8 protein-coding genes are annotated in these 17,323 nt (G+C 63.3%); all 8 read right to left on the bottom strand.

Features of this window, described 5'->3' with window-relative positions; translation table 11 throughout:
- Position 1: 1 nt before the first annotated feature.
- The 8 genes from BN1188_RS08940 to glpK all read right to left on the bottom strand — a co-directional run bounded on the left by BN1188_RS08940 (position 2) and on the right by glpK (position 17,284).
- Positions 2–4,282 (bottom strand): DNA glycosylase AlkZ-like family protein, encoded by a 4,281-nt coding sequence (locus BN1188_RS08940; RefSeq protein ID WP_040261045.1) that lies wholly within the window; start codon positions 4,280–4,282, stop codon positions 2–4.
- Positions 4,283–4,339: 57 nt separating this feature from the next.
- Positions 4,340–5,257 carry a transcriptional regulator MetR gene (metR, locus tag BN1188_RS08935; RefSeq protein ID WP_040261044.1) on the bottom strand — a complete coding sequence of 306 codons (918 nt, stop codon included), beginning with the start codon at positions 5,255–5,257 and terminating at the stop codon, positions 4,340–4,342.
- Between the two features lie 114 nt (positions 5,258–5,371).
- On the bottom strand, positions 5,372–9,817 hold the full coding sequence (locus BN1188_RS08930; protein WP_040261043.1) for a hypothetical protein: 4,446 nt from the start codon (positions 9,815–9,817) through the stop codon (positions 5,372–5,374).
- An 85-nt stretch (positions 9,818–9,902) separates the two neighbouring features.
- Complete coding sequence (locus BN1188_RS08925; protein WP_040261042.1) at positions 9,903–11,234, bottom strand: sigma-54-dependent transcriptional regulator; 1,332 nt, start codon at positions 11,232–11,234, stop codon at positions 9,903–9,905.
- The gene (locus BN1188_RS08920; RefSeq protein WP_040261041.1) at positions 11,231–13,084 is read right to left on the bottom strand and encodes a sensor histidine kinase; all 1,854 of its coding nucleotides are present in this window, start codon (positions 13,082–13,084) and stop codon (positions 11,231–11,233) included. The genes BN1188_RS08925 and BN1188_RS08920 overlap by 4 nt, the downstream gene beginning before the upstream one ends.
- A gap of 96 nt (positions 13,085–13,180) precedes the next feature.
- Positions 13,181–14,710, bottom strand: coding sequence for a glycerol-3-phosphate dehydrogenase (glpD, locus tag BN1188_RS08915; protein ID WP_040261040.1), 1,530 nt, complete (start codon positions 14,708–14,710; stop codon positions 13,181–13,183).
- 174 nt (positions 14,711–14,884) lie between these two features.
- Positions 14,885–15,643 carry a DeoR family transcriptional regulator gene (locus tag BN1188_RS08910; protein ID WP_040261039.1) on the bottom strand — a complete coding sequence of 253 codons (759 nt, stop codon included), beginning with the start codon at positions 15,641–15,643 and terminating at the stop codon, positions 14,885–14,887.
- Between the two features lie 159 nt (positions 15,644–15,802).
- On the bottom strand, positions 15,803–17,284 hold the full coding sequence (gene glpK, locus BN1188_RS08905; RefSeq protein WP_040261038.1) for a glycerol kinase GlpK: 1,482 nt from the start codon (positions 17,282–17,284) through the stop codon (positions 15,803–15,805).
- Positions 17,285–17,323: the final 39 nt, after the last annotated feature.

Genomic DNA, 17,323 nt, shown 5'->3' with positions numbered 1-17,323 from the left:
GCTACCAGAACGCCTTGCGCACCAGCGCCTCGTGCAGGGCGACGTCCTGCTCGGTCCAATACACCGGTTTGCCGCCAATCATCGCCGCGACGGGAATGCCATCGCGGTAGACCAGACGGTTGGCGGCCACGGAAGGCACCCGGGTTCCGGGTAGCAGCGTGCCCACCAGGTTCAGCGGGTCCGCCCCGCAGACACTGACCAGGCTGCCGTCCAGGGGCCTGCGGCGGACCTCTCGCAACAGAGGGATGGCTTCGGGCAGGGCGAACTGTTCGCCCGGCAAACCGGCGATGAAACGCCCCCCGCGAATCTCCCCCCGGGCCTCCAGCCGGTGCAGGGCGCGCAACAGCTCGCGCCAGCTGGGCAGCCAGTCGGCCTCGCGCTCCAGCAGGCGCCAGAACACGACGCCGTAGCGGCGCAGCAGGGTGCGCGCCAGATACTCCAGTTGCTCCGCGCGCTCGGGAGGCGTGCCGGGACGACGCAGCAGGGCCCAACGCCCGGCGTCCTGCATGCCGCCGATAAAAGCGCCCATGCCCCGGCGATGACTGCGTTGCTGGCGGCTCGAGGCTGGCGTCACCAAGGCCCGCAGGCCAGCGAAGCTGTCGGCGTTTACCCGTCCGCTGGCTACCAGCTCGGCCAAGGCATTTTCCAGTTCGCTGCGCAGCAGCCGTGCTTCGTCCAGCAGTTCATCGAAGAACAGGGCGCCGTGCTCGCGCAGTGCGTCCAGGACTCTCTGCGCCCGAGGGCCAGGCTCGGCCACCGGTACCTCCTCGGCCAAGGCTTGCCACAAGGCCAGTTGCGCCCTGGGCAGCAACATGATGGGGGTGGCCTTGAGGGTTGCGCTGCTTCCCTTGCCGCTCCCGGCCCGCCTCAGCCATAGGGTTTTCCCGGAGCGACAGGCTTCATCGAGCCAGGCTCCGCTGTACCCCTTCACCCGTGCCGGCAGCAAGTCGCTCTCCCAGGCGCTCACAGGCGCGCTATACCCTTCGAACTGAGTGATCACCTGGGTCAGGGCTGCGCTGCCCTGCATTCGTGTCTGTGTCGACAGGTGCTGCCAATCGAAAAGGAAACGGGTGAAATCCTGCAAGGATACCGGTTCGATTTCACGGCGCAGGCGCTTGACCGTGTAGCGATGAATGCGCGCCAGCAAGTGACGCTCGCACCACTGCATATCTTCCATATCGGATCGGAAGCGGCCTCGCATCACATAGCCCTGGCCTTCCAGGCGCGCCAGGGCCTGGTTCACACTGCTATCAGGCAGGCCGAGGGGCGCGGCGAGTTCCGCTGCAGACAAGGGACCGAAACCGGCGAGGCGGCAGCGAATCAGCTCCAGCCGGGCGTCTTCCTGTTCCCACGATTGCTCGAAGCCAGGCAGGTTGGCCAAGGCGGGGGCGATAGTCGCGTCGGGGTAGGCTGCACCTATGCAGGCCAGCCGCTCCCGGGGAAACCACAGCACCGTTTCCAGCCCCACAAGCACCTGGCCAGCCCGGCCGCTGGCGGCCAGGCGCGCCAGCCAGCCTGGCCAGTGTTCGTTGGCCTGAGCCTCGCTTGCCGTGATCACTGCCAAGGTCATCAAGGCCTCGTGCATTTCATCCTCGCCCCGGGGTCGCGGCCAGGCCTCTTCGCTCACGGCGGCGATGGCTTCAGGCGCCAGGGCGCCCATGTCGTCGACGCTGGCCGGGTCGTTCCAGCGGCGACTCAACACGGCCTGGGTACGTCGTTCCTCCAGTGGTGCATCGTCCAGGAACGCGTAGGGGCGGGCATTGAGAATGGCCGCGGCCAAGGGGGATGGCGCAGGCAGGTCCCTGCTGAGCAGACGCACCTGCCCGGCTTCGATCCGCTGCAACAGGCGGAGCCAGGCTTCACTGTCCAGGGCGTCGTGCAGACAGTCGTCGAGGGTTTGTCGCACCAGTGGGTGATCAGGGATTTCCCGTTCGCCCGCGAGGTTTTCCAGGCAAGCGATCTGGTCCGGAAAGACCTTGGCGATCAGGTCTTCACTTTTCATCCGCTGCAACTGGGGCGCCACCTTGCGACCACCGGCATAGCGGGGCAGGGCAAGGGCGGTTGCCGCGTTCCAGCGCCAGCGCACGCCGAACAGGGGGGCATCGAGCAACGCCTGGATCAGTACGGACTCCGCCGTTTCGCTATTCAGGTAATGCCATACCTCATCCAGGGCGAAGCTATGACTGGTGGATAGGGAAAGGACAATGGCGTCTTCGCTGGCCGCTGCCTGCAGTTCGAAGTTGAAGGTGCGGCAGAAGCGTTTGCGCAAGGCCAGCCCCCAGGCGCGGTTCACGCGGCTCCCGAAAGGGCTGTGTATGACCAGTTGCGTACCGCCGGATGCATCGAAGAAGCGTTCCATCACCAGGGTCTCCTGGGACGGTAGCGCGCCCAGCGCCTGGCGCGTGCGGGCGAGGTATTCCAGTATCTGCTCGGCGCTGGCGACGTCGAGCCTCACATCCGTGGTGAGCCAGGCCAGCACCGGTTCGAGCTGTCCTTGACTGACACCCAAGGCATGGTCGATGGCGCCTTGCAGTCGCCCTACCGAGCGAGACAGCTCATCGCTGCGCCCCGGTGTCTCGCCCAACCAGAACGGGATGTTGGGCGGCATGCCCTTGGCATCTTCCACCCGCACCCGGCCACTCTCCACGCGCAGGATGCGGTAGGCGGCATTGCCAAGCTGGAACACATCGCCGGCCAGGCTTTCCACGGCAAAGTCCTCGTTGACACTGCCGATGTTCAGCCCTTGCGGGTCGAGGATCACGCTGTAGTCGGCGTTGTCGGCGATGGTGCCGCCGCTTGTGACGGCAGTGAGCCTGCTTCCTCGTCGACCACGCAGCGTGCCGCTGACCGTATCCCGATGCAGGTAGGCGCCGCGGATCCCTTGGCGGGTGCTGTAGCCTTGGGCAAGTGTGGCCAGCAGCTCATGGTAGTCCGCTTCAGAGAGCTGTTCATACGGCATGGCCTGACGCATAAGGGCCAATAGGCTGGCTTCATGCCACTCCTGGCAACTCACTTCGGCGATGATCTGCTGCGCCAGCACATCCAGCGGTGCTTTCGGGATCATCACTTCGTCCAGTTCGCCACGCTGGACACAATCGAGCAGTGCCGCGCATTCGATCAGATCCTCCATCGAGGTGGGAAATAGCCGGCCTTTGGGGGTGCCCCCTACCTGATGGCCGGAACGGCCGACCCGTTGCAGGAAGGCGGCGATGGAACGTGGCGAGCCGATCTGGCAGACCAGCTCCACTTCACCGATATCGATGCCCAGCTCCAGCGATGCGGTGGCAACCAACACACGGAGCTCGCCGGCCTTTAGTCGCTGTTCTGCGCCCAGTCGCTGTTCTCGCGCCAGGCTGCCGTGATGGGCCGCCACCCGATCGCGTCCCAGGCGGTCGCTCAGGTGCCGGGTCACGCGTTCGGCCAGCCGTCGAGTGTTGACGAAAACCAGCGTGGTCCGGTGCTCCCGGGCGAGCACTGCGAGGCGCTCGTAGACCAGCTCCCATACGTCGTTGGCCATGACGGGGCCAAGGGGAACCGGCGGTACTTCCAGAGCCAGGTCGCGAGGGCGCGCATGGCCCACATCGACGATCGCGCAGGTACGTTGATGGCCCACCAGGAACCTGGCCACGCGCTCGATGGGCTTTTGCGTGGCGGATAGGCCAATGCGCCGCAGCGGCGCAGCAGTCAACGCCTGCAAGCGTTCAAGGCTCAAGGCCAGGTGGCTGCCGCGCTTGCTACCAGCCACGGCATGAATTTCATCGACGATCACGCTACTGACATTGCCCAGCAATTGCCGACCACCCTCGGAGCCCAGCAATACATAGAGCGATTCGGGAGTAGTGACCAGGATATGCGGCGGCGTTCGGCGCATGGCTGCGCGTTCTTTTTGTGGCGTATCGCCTGTGCGTACCGCGGTACGCAGGCGCAATGGCGGCGAGCCCATGGCTTCCAGCTGCTCGCTGATCCCGGCCAGGGGGCGTTGCAGGTTGATCTGGATGTCGTTGGACAATGCCTTCAACGGTGACACATAGACCACCTGGGTCTGCTCCGGCAGCCCTTCGGGGCCGAGCGCGCGGCGCACCAGTTCGTCCAGTACGGCCAAGAAGGCGGTAAGCGTCTTGCCCGAGCCGGTAGGCGCAGCCACCAGCACCGATTGCCCAGCCGCGATCAGCGGCCAGGCGGCCGCCTGGGCTGGCGTGATAGTGGGAAAACTCTGCCGAAACCAGCGCTGCACGGCAGGGTGGAAGGCATCGAGAATGAGGTCTGAAGGCGGCAGGTTCATGCCACCTTTATGGCGCCTCGAGGCAAGGCTTGCAAGGGCCGCTGGGCAGGGTAGGCTTCAGCGAACCGCGCTGACGCCATCCAGGGTGGCGAAGGACGTGTCCTTGGCCGTGAGCAGGAAATCCCGCATGAAGGGCGCATCGAGCATGTCCGTGCGGATGCCGGCATAGAGGGTGGCGAACAGGCCTTTCTCGCCCAGGCGCCGCGCCTTGACGTAGCCGCGTGAGCTGTATTCATGCAGTGCCCAATGAGGCATGCCGCAGACACCGCGCCCGCTGGCGACCAGCTGCATCATCATCACCGACAGTTCGGCGGTGCGCACGGCTGCCGGTTCAACCTCGGCCGGTTCAAGGAACCGGGTGAAGATATCCAGGCGATCGCGTTCCACCGGGTAAGTGATGAGCGTCTGATCTTCCAGGTCTTCCGGTTCGATCCAGGGCTTGCTTGCCAAGGGATGCTGGTTGGCCACGGCAAGCATGGCCTCGAACGTGAACAGCGGCACATAGGTGATGCCAGGCAGGTCCACGGGGTCGGAAGTGACCACCAGGTCCAGGTCGCCGCGGGCAAGGGCCGGCAAGGGCGCGAAGGCGAAACCGGAGGCCAGGTCCAGTTCCACTTCCGGCCAGGCGTCGCGGAACTGATCGATGGTAGGCATCAGCCACTGGAAGCAGCTGTGACACTCGATCGCCATGTGCAGTCGCCCGGCCGTACCTCCAGCCAGCCGGGCGATATCGCGCTCCGCGCCGCGCATGAGCGGCAGGGTAGCGTCGGCCAGTTGCAACAGCCGCAAGCCAGCGCTGGTGAAACGTACCGGCTTGGTCTTGCGAATGAAGAGGGCAAGGCCAAGTCGGTCCTCCAATTCCTTGAATTGATGGGAGAGGGCTGACTGCGTCAGGTGCAGCCGCTCGGCAGCTTCTACCAGGCTATCGGCTTCGCGCAGGGCATGAAGGGTTTTGAGATGACGTATTTCAAGCACATTGCACCGTGAAAAAAACTCCGCATGGCGGGAATCGAGTTGAGATTGCCTCATGATGGAGCCGATGTCGAGACTGCTATTCAACGGGCGCGGTGCTGGACATGGTTGCCAGGATCACCCCAGCGCCGAGCTGAACAAACGCTCTGCCAAGGGGCGACTGATTTCACCTCGCCAGATTGGCGCCTGTCCGGAGGCAGCGGCTCCCAGCCTGCGCTGGGCTGGGGTCTTCAGGTGAGCAACGACAAATTCTTCGAACGCGGACTGTTCCTGCCTGTAATGGAAGTGGGCATAGGACAATGGCCTGCCGCTACGGCTGTCCAGTACCTCGTATTCCTGCAGCCAGTTGCTTCTGCTCGCGGTACCGGAGCGCTGGCGCCCGCCGAGCTTGCGAATCCGCACCTCACCCTGCTCCGCCAGGTATTGGAGCTGCGCAGCGGTTGGCCTGGTTGAGGCCTTGCAAGTGTCGATCCGGGCTTGTCGGCCTTCGGCGCGGAGTTGCGCTGCCTGCTCGCGCGACTGCCGCACTAATGCGGCATAGCGCTGACTCTGGTCACTTTGGGCCAGTTGACTGGCTCGGAATTCCAGCTCTTGGCTTTCTCCAAGGAAAAGGTCTTCGAGGTCCGCGGGAAGCATTTGCTGGCGGGCGTAACGTTGCATTCTGTTGCGAAAGACGGGCAGTTGATCAAGCCGGTATTGGGCGATCCGCGCGATCTCGACCGGGGGCAGCACTGGCGGAGCCTCGGTGGCCGTTTCGGCGGGCTCATAGGTGTTATCGACGCGGCGTAGCCAGCGTTCGGTGCGGTTGTTGACGTTGTGCACGGCAAGCACGGATGGCTGGCCCTGCACTGGTTCACCGACCAGCAACAAGCCATCGCCTTCGAATACCTCGGCTTGAGGCTTATGAGGCTTATGAGGCTTATGAGGCTTGGCCTCGGCGACGGGTCTGTGGCCAAGCCCGTCACGAAGCCTGCCCAGCTCATCGAGCAGCCGCTCGGCATAGTCCGCATCGAACTGCTCCGGGTAACTGGCCAAGAGACGCCGAATGACCCTGATCAGGGCTTGGCTGTTTTCCCTGAGCTGAATTTTCAAGCGCTCGCGTTGCGGAAGTGGCAGGTTGAGCCTTCCTCCGTGGTAGCTGGCCTGGGCCACCCGGTCGAAACGAACCCGAGCCGGCGTATACAGCCTGCGCATATACAGCCACGAGGGATCAGCCAGGTTATCGTGCGGTGCCAGGTCCAGAAGAAGCCCGATCCGGGCCAAGGCCGTCGCAGCGGTATCGAAGACCTGGAACGAGGTCTCGTTATCGGTATGGAGCGCCCGTCGATGCTCCGCCAGGGTGATGCGACGTTGCCACTGGGTGAGGCGATCCAGTCCACGCTGGATAAGATCATATTGCGCGAGTATCTGGGCGATGGTCTGGCGGATAGCGCGCTGCCGCTCTAACAGGTCAGGGCCTACAGGTGTCAATGGGCCCTGTTCGCGATAGCGCTGGAGTATGGTTTCCTGGATCTCCCGCCGCTGCGCCTGAGCCAGTTCGCTGAGGCGATCGCTTTCCAGGAACGCGAGGTGGATCTGCAGGTTGGTTCGGGCAGCGAGGGTAGCGGCCGCGCGGCTTTGGTCGGTTCTGATTTCGCCTTGCCGCCGCCCTTGCAACAGGGGTCGATAACGTTCGAGGGTGTCGTAATAAAGGCTGACGGCTTCGATCACTCGATCGCACCCCTCGATAACCGGGCCCGCCGGGGCCTCCGCCCCCTGAGCACGGTAGCCTTCCAAGCGCTGCTGCAAGACAGCGTCGTGGCTCACAAAGGTTCTAAGCCGAGAATGCGCTTCGCTGGCCAGTTGCTGCTGGCGACGATATTGGGCATCGGTCCACCAGCGCGGGAGCAATCGCCGAAGGGCGTCAGGCCACAGGGGGTCGAGCCGATCGGCCAGATAACTTTGTACAGCACCGCCGCCGCGTAGCCCTCCATCCACTAGGGCGCCATAAAGGTGTCCGTGGGTTTGCCAGTTGCCGGCTTCGTCCAGGGCGACGGGCTGGCGGTAATGGCGGGTCTGGGTGGGTGACAGACGCCAGGTGTTCAGGCTGCTATCCCATTCCACGGCATACACGTAGCTACCGCGAGTGATAAAGGTCCCTTCCGCTTGCTGATGCACGTTACGCCAACGACCATCCGTACCAGGCGCGCCACGCAGAATCACCGGCCGCTCATAGCCATTGAAGGCTTCTTCGACACGCCGATGGCTCCAGGAGCACAGTTCCCTAAAACGACCATAGCCTCTTGGCGCCTGGCGCAGTTGGCGCGCTCGCGCCATGGCCATCAGGCTGGAGTGACTGGCAGCCAGCGCGCCAGGACCAAAGTCCATCATGGCGTCGACCAGGGACACCAGTACCGATTCGACGGCTTCCACGCCTGCGATACTTTCCCCTTGAGCGAACGCCTGCCCGGCGACGATGCCGGCTTCCAGCGCATCGACCATGGCCAGGACGCTACCGACGAAGGGCACGAACCCCAGCGCCATACGAATGTACCTCAGCACGTCACCGCGACTGTCTTGCGCGGCCTCGAACATCTTGTCCGCATTGGACGTGGAGCTGGCGCGATGGTCGCGCATGCGCAATCCCCAGTCGGCCAGGTATTGAACGCGGGCCAGGGAAAGATGGGCTGGCCAGGGGGCGCGTGCTTCGATGAACGTGCGAAAGCCTTTTGCCAAGCCTTGCCTCACCACGCTGTCCAGGTACTCGACATTCCCTTCAAGCGCCCGCTCGCACAGGTAACGACGCAAGCGATCATTGAGTAAAAGCCGCTCCACTGCCTCCACGGCCGTGGCCAGGTCAGGGTACTGGCTGAACCCATGGCCGTCGGGCGCGTCTGGCAGGTACAACAGCGTCGTGCCACTGGCCCGATCTTCGATGAAGCTGACGCCCGCAAGAATGCTGCCGCTGCTGTGGATCTTCTCATCGAACACTTTCAAGGCAGCCGGGCGTACAGTCAGGTCAAGGCCATCTGCTCCCCAGGCTTCGCTATGCGGGGCCTGGCGCGCCCGTTCAGCCATGCGCACCCCTGAAGGTTCCAACCGTCCCAAGGCTTGGGCTACCACGCCATGGAGCTGCAGCGCGAGGTCATAGGGGGCCAGGAGAGTCGCCGTGTCTTCGTCCGCGTTGGCTTCGAATCGGCCTGCCTGTAGATAGGCATCGGCCATCAGCCGTTCGTAGTTACCGGCCACATCCAGATGCTCTGCCATTTGGCGAATCCAGGCGGCGTCAATGCCTGTTTCCAGCCGTGTATGCGCGGGATGGTTCGAGGGGCTGATGTCGACCTTCAAGAATTGAAGCCGCTCGGCCATGGAATCGTCGACCTGTGTCAGGGCCAGGGCTTCCAGGGTAAGCCGCTGACGTTCCGCGCTTGGCCGGGCAACGCGCCTGACCGGCATGCCAGGCGCGCCGCTTCCCACGACCGGCTCGCGCACCCATTGCACAGACAAGGGAACGTCCAGGCGAACCCGACAGGGCTGGGTCAAGGCAAACTGGGTGCTCAAGTAGTCATGGACCCTGGCCGCGACATAGGCGTCCCGAACGGGGATGGCCCGGCGCAGCAAGCGCTCGCTGGCCACGAACGCTTCAGCGTACTGGACCAGCAATTGGGCCAGCCGCGCCAGCACAGGGCCCGACAGCCGAGCCATCCAGGGTCGGGCCGCCTCGCTCAAACGCAAGCTGCGCCAGGTTTCGTCAATGCTTGCGAAAGCGAGCGCGCGTGCCGGGTTGATAGGCACACTGAGTGCGCGCAGGGCTTCAAGCGTGAGGCGTTCACGCGCCTCCGGGCTATCCATGGAGCTACCGCTAGCCGCCTCGGTCAGTGTCACCAGGGCCAGGTCCATCAGGTCTATCAGGCGGGGCCAGCGGGCTTCTTGTGAGCTCACCGAGAAGGGCGACTGCGCGCCCAGCAGGTCCGCGAGTGAACGTTCGAGGGCGGGCATTGACGGATGGGATGTCCACCCCCCGTCCTCGCCAAAGCGATACAGCAGGAAAGCAGGAGGCGGGGCGTCGGGAAGTTCAGGGAGGGTACTGAGCGCGAACGCGCCTGGCCAGGTTGCCTGTTCGTCCGGGCCTCGCAGAACGAAGCTCCACAACCGGTAGGCCTGGCGCGGCTCGGCGTCGCTCAGCAGTGCCTGCGCACACTCGTTAATGGTTTCGAAGGCCTCCTGGGGCAAGCTGCCGAGCGCCTGTTGTACCTGAGCTTCAGCGACCAGGCCATTGAGGCAGGCCTGGCGGTAAGGAAGGTAAAGGTGTCCGATGGATCGCGGCAGCGTGAGCATCGCTGTCGCAATCAGTTCACGGCTTCGCTCATGCCAGTCCTGAAGCGTTCGCATCGCTTGGGCAAGCGCTACCCATGGCTGAGCCTGACCCTGCAGGGCATCGGTCAGGTGTCGCTCCATGGCGGCCTGGTAGTGCTGCACGTTGATCCATTGCAGCGCCTCCGGGGGGGCAGGGTATGGGGTTTCGGAATCGCCGAGGAAGCGGGGGAATGACAGCGAGGCGTCGAGCGTGTTGGCGTTAGGCATCCGGATGCCCTCCTGACTGAAGGAGAGCTCATTCAAGCCGACAGGCGAAGCACGGCGTCGCTATTTAACGCTGCCGGGCCAAGCATTACCCCGGCTGGCCTGTAAGCCGGTATTTCCTGACTTTATCGAAGAGCGTGGTCTTGGCCATGCCCAGTTCCTGGCTGGCCTGGCTCAGGTTGCCCCCGGTGCGGGCCAGTGCCTCCAGCAACAGGCCACGCTCGAAGACTTCCACCGCCTCGTTGAAGGTCGGGCGGGCGTGCTCGACACTTGAATCACCGAAGGGCGTCAGCCCCAAGGCGAATCGCTCCGCGACATTGCGCAGCTCACGCACATTGCCTGGCCAGGGGTGGCTCAGTAATCGGGCGCGTATGGTAGAGTCCAGCGCAGGCTGGGGGCGGTCGAATCGTGCGGACGCAACGGCAAGGAAATGCTCGAACAGGTCGAGGATGTCGTCGCGTCGATCCCGCAGGGGCGGAACCCGCAGTGTAACCACGTTCAGGCGATAGAAAAAATCGCTACGCATTCCCGCCGGCGGCGTCTGCGCGGCCTCGAGTGACTTGGTCGCGGCAATGACGCGTATGTCCACAGGCAAAGGCGAATTGGACCCTAGCCGCTCCAGGGTGCGCTCCTGCAGTACACGCAGCATCTTGATTTGCATGGGCTCGGGCAGGCTTTGCACTTCATCGAGAAAAAGCGTTCCGCCCTGGGCGTACTCTATCTTGCCAATACGCTGAGCATCCGCGCCGCTGAAGGCATGGGCTTCATGGCCGAAGATTTCATAATGGAATTCGCTGTCGGGCAGGGCGCCGCAATTGAGTGCAACGAAAGGCTGCGGCTGACGTCGGCTAAAGTCATGAAGGCAACGGGCAACCAGTTCCTTGCCGGTGCCCGTTTCGCCGATGATAAGCACATTGGCCGGCGTGTCCGCCACGTTGCGCAACGTTTCGCGCAACGTTTGCATGGCCCGGGATTGGCCCAGCAGACGTTCTTCCAGCAGGCCGCGCCCCGCCAGCTGGCGTCTCAGCGCCTGCACTTCCAAGGTCAGCGATCGCTGCGTCAGGGCCCGACGCACGACGTCGACGAGCTGCTCCGGCGAAAAGGGCTTTTCCATGAAGTCATAAGCGCCCTGGCGCATCGCGCTCACCGCCAGGGCAATGTCGCCATGCCCTGTGATGAGAATCACCGGCAGCGCCGGGTCAAGGGTCCGCAGATGGCTCAACAGGGTAAGCCCGTCCATGCCGGGAAGGCGGATATCACTGATCACGACGCCTGGAAAGCCCGCTTCGACGCGCGCCAGTGCCGCTTCCGCGCTGGCTACGCCTTCGCTGTGAATATCTTCCAGCGCCAGGGCTTGCTGGCAACCTAGCAGAACGTGTGGATCGTCTTCGATCACCAGCACAGGCAAGGATGACATCATGGGGAGGTGCTCCTGTTGCTGACGGCACTCAATGGCAAGGTAAGTAGAAAACTGGCCCCGCTGCCCGCCTGTTCATCAAGGCTCAGCTGACCCTTGGCCGCGGCTGCCAGTTGCGCTGAAAGGGTCAGGCCGAGCCCAAGTCCATGCCCGCCGAGTTTGGTGGTGAAAAAAGGCTCGAACAGACGCTGCCGCCCATGAGTGTCGATACCCGTGCCGTTGTCGGACACGCGAAGCCGATAACTGTCGTCGATTACCTGACCCCTCACTTCGATCACAGGCTGCGCGCTACTCTCGACGGCATCGAGGGCATTGCTCAGCAGATTCACCAGGATCTGCTCCAGGCGGGTCTGCTCGATCTCCACGCAGCCTGGCGTGACCTGGCAGTCCAGCCTGATCGGCCGGTTTTCGAATCGCTGTTGCAACACGCCGCGAGCCGCACCGAGCGCGCTGGCGACCTCCGCCTGGCCGCCGCGGTCGCCGCCCCGCGCGAAGGCACGCAAGGTCGCGATGATGCGGCCCATGCGGTCCACCAGATCATTGATGGTACGCAGATTGGTGTCAGCCACCTCGAGGTGGCCTCTTTCCAGGAAGCGTATCGTATTGCCCGAAAGGGTGCGCAGCGCAGCCAGTGGCTGATTCAACTCGTGGGCGATGCTGGTGGACATTTGTCCAATGGTCGCCAGCTTTTCGGCACGAACCAGTTCATCCTGGGCCTTGCGCAGCGTTTGCTCGGCTTGGCGCCGCTCGCGGATCTGGCTTTTCAATCGCTCGTTGCTGTTGCGAAGTGCCTTGGTACGGTCAGCGATGCGCTTCTCGAGCAGGTCATTGGCCGTTTCCAGGGCCTCTCGCGCCGCCAGGCGGGTAGCGACCACTTTGCGCCGCTCATTGCGGGCGATAAGCAAGAAAACCAGCAACGCGAATCCGAAGGCAACCAGCACCCCATGCACGATGGATTCCCTGCGTTGGTCCTTGAGCGGGGTGAGCAGTGTCAGATGCCAGGGCGTATCTGTCACCGCGAGGCTCTGGGCAAGGTAGCGAGCGGGGCGCCGATCGCCGTAGCCATCATCCTGGCCAAGGATAAGGCGTTCCGCCCCAGGCCCGACGGATTCACGCTGCGAAAATTGCAGCTCATCCAGGGGAAAGCCGTAGTACTGAAGGCTGCGAGCAAGGCGCGCACGGCTCTCTTCATCCAGTGGTTCGACGGATTTGAGGCGACGAGTCGCATCGCTGGAAAGAATGATGATGCCGTTCTCGTCCGAGACAAAGGCCTCCAGCCGTGCCTTCTGCCAACGAGCTTCCAGAGCGTCCAGGCGGACCTTGACCACCGCGACTCCGACTATCCTGCCTTCGGCTCGCAAACCGTGGGCCAGGAAGTAGCCGGCCTCGCCGGTGGTAGTGCCCAGGCCATAGAAGCGTCCCGGCCGCCCTAGCAGGGCATCCTTGAAATAGGGCCTGAAGGCCAGGTCTTCGCCAATGAAGCTGTCAGGGTCTCGCCAGTTACTGCTGGCAAGCACATGACCGTTTACATCCATCAGGAAAATGGCGCGGCTGCCGCTGCGCTCGCGCAGGCCTTCCAAGTACTGGTTCACCGCGGCGATGGGCGCATCGCCCACGCCGGACAGCAACGTCTGCACGCTGCGTTCCAGTTCCAGCACGCTTGGCAGATAGGTGTACTTGTCCAGCTCGCTTTCCACTGCCCGGGTATGGAGTTCGAGCTGACGGGCTCCTGCGTCGGCTTGCGCTTTCAAGCCCAGGCGCTCGCTCAATGTATAGCCGACCAGCCCCAGGGCGAGTGTGACGCACAGTAGTAGGGCCGCGAGCAACCATTGACGCAGGGAGGGAGTGTTCACGGCGGGACGGGAAGGTTCGAAGCGCTAAGTGGGCACTATTTCAACACAGCGCTCGCGCTCGCCACAACCGCTACGACCGCCCGCCGGCGGTGCCGCTCAGGCCGCCTGTACCTTGCCCTTCTGTACGGTCTGACTTGGCAGGTAAGCCTCCAGCGCGCGTTGGCCCTCGCTGTCCAGGAACAGGCCCAGCTTGGTTCGGCGCCAGAGGACATCTTCGGCCGAGGCCACCCATTCGTTGTCGCGCAGGTAGTCGACTTCTCGCGCATAGAGGCCCGCGCCAAAATGCTGGCCAAGGTCTGCCAACTGTTGGCAACCTTCCAGCAGGCGCCATGCGCGGCTGCCATAGGTGACTGACCAACGCGTGGCCACCTCGGCTGGAAGCCAGGCAGCCCTGGCGACAAGCGCCTCGGCCAGCACCTTGGGCGTGGTCATGTCCTCGCCGCCAGGTAATGGCTGCTTCGCCGTCCAGCTCGGGCCCATGGCAGGGAAGAAGGGCGCCAGCTGACCCATGGCGGATTCCGCCAGCTTGCGGTAAGTGGTCAGCTTGCCCCCGAACACCGACAGCAGGGGCGCCTGGCCGGGCTCCTGGCTGAGTGCCAGGGTGTAGTCGCGGGTGATAGCCGACGGGTTATCCGATTCGTCGTTGCACAGCGGGCGCACACCAGAGTAGGTACGCAGTACATCCGCGCGGGTCAGTTGATGCTTGAAATGATCATTGACCACCTTGAGGATGTAATCTGTCTCCTGCTCAGTGATCGCCACCTTCGATGGGTCACCGGTATATTCCCGGTCCGTCGTCCCGATAATGGTGAACCGGTCAAGATAGGGAATGGCGAAGACGATGCGCTGGTCGGTGTTCTGCAGGATATAGGCGTGCTCGCCATCGTACAGGCGCGGCACGATCAAATGGCTGCCCTGGATCAGGCGAATGCCATAGGGTGACTGCAGCTTGAGGTCTTCACGGATGAACCTTGCCACCCACGGCCCCGCCGCGTTGACCAAGGCTTTTGCACGGATGCTGTATGGCTGGCCCTCGGCGTTCTCCAGGCTCAGCGTCCACACCCCCTCGGTACGCTCGGCGTGAACGCAACGGGTACGAGTGCGGATCTGAGCGCCATGTTCCCGGGCTGCCATGGCATTGAGCGCGACCAGTCGAGCATCGTCCACCCAGCAATCGGAATATTCGAAACCGCGCTTGAGCTCGGCCTTGAGCGGGTTGCGTGGGCCGAAGCGCAGGCTGCGCGAGGCAGGGAGCTTCTCGCGCTTGCCCAGGTGGTCATACAGGAACAGCCCGGCGCGAATCATCCAGGCCGGACGCAGGTGCGGCTGGTGGGGCAATACGAAGCGCATGGGCTTGACGATATGAGGCGCCTTGGCAAGCAGTACCTCGCGCTCGGCCAGGGCTTCGCGAACCAGGCGAAACTCGTAATGCTCAAGGTAACGCAGGCCGCCATGGATCAGCTTGCTGCTGGCTGAAGACGTGTGGCTGGCCAGGTCATCCTTTTCACAAAGGAACACCGACAGCCCACGCCCGGCGGCATCGGCCGCGATCCCCACGCCATTGATGCCACCACCGATGACTGCGATGTCATAGAGGGTATCGGGCGACTCTGGGATAGCGGGCATGTTGGCCTCCAATCGAACTCGAAAATGATTTCGAACATAGAATGTTCATTTTCGAAAATGGTAGCTCAACATCCCTAGCCATGCCAGCACGCTTCGATTGAATTTCTTCATCGAATGAACCGAAAAGAACAATTATGAAAATGCGCGGAACCTTTCAGCTTTCATATGGCCGCTTCAAACCACTTCCAGGCGTACCTTGTGCTGGTTCAGCTGTTGAATCAGCATCGGATCAGGCCCACGGTCGGTAACCAGGCAATCGATCAGCGCGATCGAACCCAGGCGGACCATGGCATTGCGGCCGAACTTGCTGGAGTCGGCAGCCAGTATCACCTGTCGCGCATTAGCGATGATGGCTTGGGAAACGCGCACTTCCTGATAGTCGAAATCGAGCAGGCTGCCGTCTTCCTCGTCGATACCGCTGATGCCCACCAGGGCGTAGTCCACCTTGAACTGGTTGATGAAGTCCACACAGGCCTGTCCGACCACGCCGCCGTCCCGGCGTACGTTGCCACCTGCCAGAAGCACTTCGAAATCTTCCTTGCCGCTCAGGATAGAGGCCACGTGCAGGTTGTTGGTGATGATCTTCAACTGGTTGTGGCCCAGCAGCGCACGAGCGATGGACTCGGTAGTAGTGCCGATATTTATGAATAGCGAGGCGTGGTCGGGGATCTGCGCGGCGATGGCTTCGGCGATGCGCTGTTTCTCATCGCGCATCTGGTCGGCGCGCATGGCGTACGCCGTGTTTTCAATGCTCGAGTCGTACGCGGCCCCGCCATGGTAGCGGCGTAGCAGGCCGCCTTCGGCAAGCTGATTGATGTCCCGGCGAATGGTCTGTGGCGTGACCACGAACAGCTGGGCCATTTCCTCGATACTGACGTAGCCTCGTTCACGCACCAGGTCGAGGATCTGCTGCTGACGGGGGGGCAGGTTCATTGGGCGTCCTTTGATGCTTTTATCAAGTTTTTCCCATGATGCCGCACCGATGCCGAGATTTGCTAGGTTCGAAGGGAAAAGCCGGGCATCATCGGCGGGTGGAGCGCGCCAAGGCGCCCCAGGCCGAGCATGCTCGGCGAGGCACCTGGGCACGGCGATTTACTGCGACCAGCCCCGGGTGCGCTCCACGGCCTTCTGCCATCCGGCGTAGGCCGCCTGGCGCTGCGCTTCATCGACCTGGGGCGTGAACTGCCGCTCGATTACCGCCTTGTCGCGCAGTTCGTCCAGGCTGCTCCAGAAACCGCTGGCAAGGCCGGCTAGGTAGGCAGCACCCAGGGCAGTGGTTTCACGCATCTGCGGGCGTTCCACAGGGGTGCCGAGGATGTCTGCCTGGAATTGCATGAGGAAGTTGTTGGCCACCGCCCCGCCATCCACTCGCAGGGTGCACAGGCGCTCGCCGGCGTCCTGTTGCATGGCATCGAGTACGTCGCGGGTCTGGTAGGCAATCGATTCCAGCGCTGCGCGGATGATATGGTCCACCTTGACGCCGCGGGTCAGTCCGAACAGGGCGCCACGGGCGTAAGGGTCCCAGTAGGGCGCGCCAAGGCCGGTGAAGGCCGGCACCAGGTAGACGCCGTTGCTGTCCTTCACCTTGTTGGCGAAGTACTCGGTATCCAGGGCATCGTTGACCACCTTGAGCTCGTCCCGCAGCCATTGCACGGTGGAGCCGCCATTGAACACCGCGCCTTCCAGCGCATAGGCGACTTCGCCGCGCGGCCCGCAGGCCAGCGTGGTCAGCAAGCCGTGACTGGAGGCTACGGCCTTGTCACCGGTGTTCATGAGCAGGAAGCAGCCGGTGCCGTAGGTGTTCTTGGCCTGGCCGGGAGCTACGCACATCTGGCCGAACAGGGCAGCCTGCTGGTCTCCGGCGATACCGGCAATGTCGATCCCGCTCTTGGTCTGGCCGTAGACCTCGGAGGAAGGGCGCACCTGGGGCAGCATCTGCTCGGGAATGTCGAGCACTTCCAGCATGCGCTTGTCCCACTGCAGGGTGTGGATGTTGAACAACAGGGTGCGCGAGGCGTTGGTGTAGTCGGTGACATGCACCTTGCCGCCGGTGAATTTCCAGATCAGCCAGCTATCGACCGTTCCGAACAGCAGCTCCCCGCGGCGGGCGCGTTCACGGCTCCCTTCGACGTGGTCGAGAATCCACTTCACCTTGGTGCCGGAGAAGTAGGGGTCGATGACCAGGCCGGTGGTTTCTCGAATGTAGTCCTCGAAACCGTCGCGCTTGAGCTGTTCGCAGATTTCCGTACTGCGTCGGCATTGCCAGACCACCGCGTTGTGGATGGGACGGCCGGAAGTCTTGTCCCAGACCACCACGGTTTCCCGTTGGTTGGTAATGCCGATGGCGGCCACCTGGGCATGGCTCAGGCCAGCCTGGGCCAAGGCCTCGACCATGGTTGCGCTCTGGGTCGCGAAGATCTCCATGGGGTCATGCTCGACCCAGCCCGGTTGCGGGTAGTGCTGGGCGAATTCGCGCTGTGCGGAACAGACCACGTTGGCGTCCCGGTCGAAAATGATGGCGCGGGAGCTGGTGGTGCCTTGGTCAAGGGCGATGATGTAATTTTTGTCGGTCATGGCGGCTGCCTTGAAGGTAGTGGTGGGGCAATGTCACGG

Origin of the sequence: Pseudomonas massiliensis, from assembly GCF_000826105.1 — a bacterium.
Lineage (GTDB): Bacteria > Pseudomonadota > Gammaproteobacteria > Pseudomonadales > Pseudomonadaceae > Aquipseudomonas > Aquipseudomonas massiliensis.
This window is presented reverse-complemented; position numbering and strand designations above follow the sequence as displayed.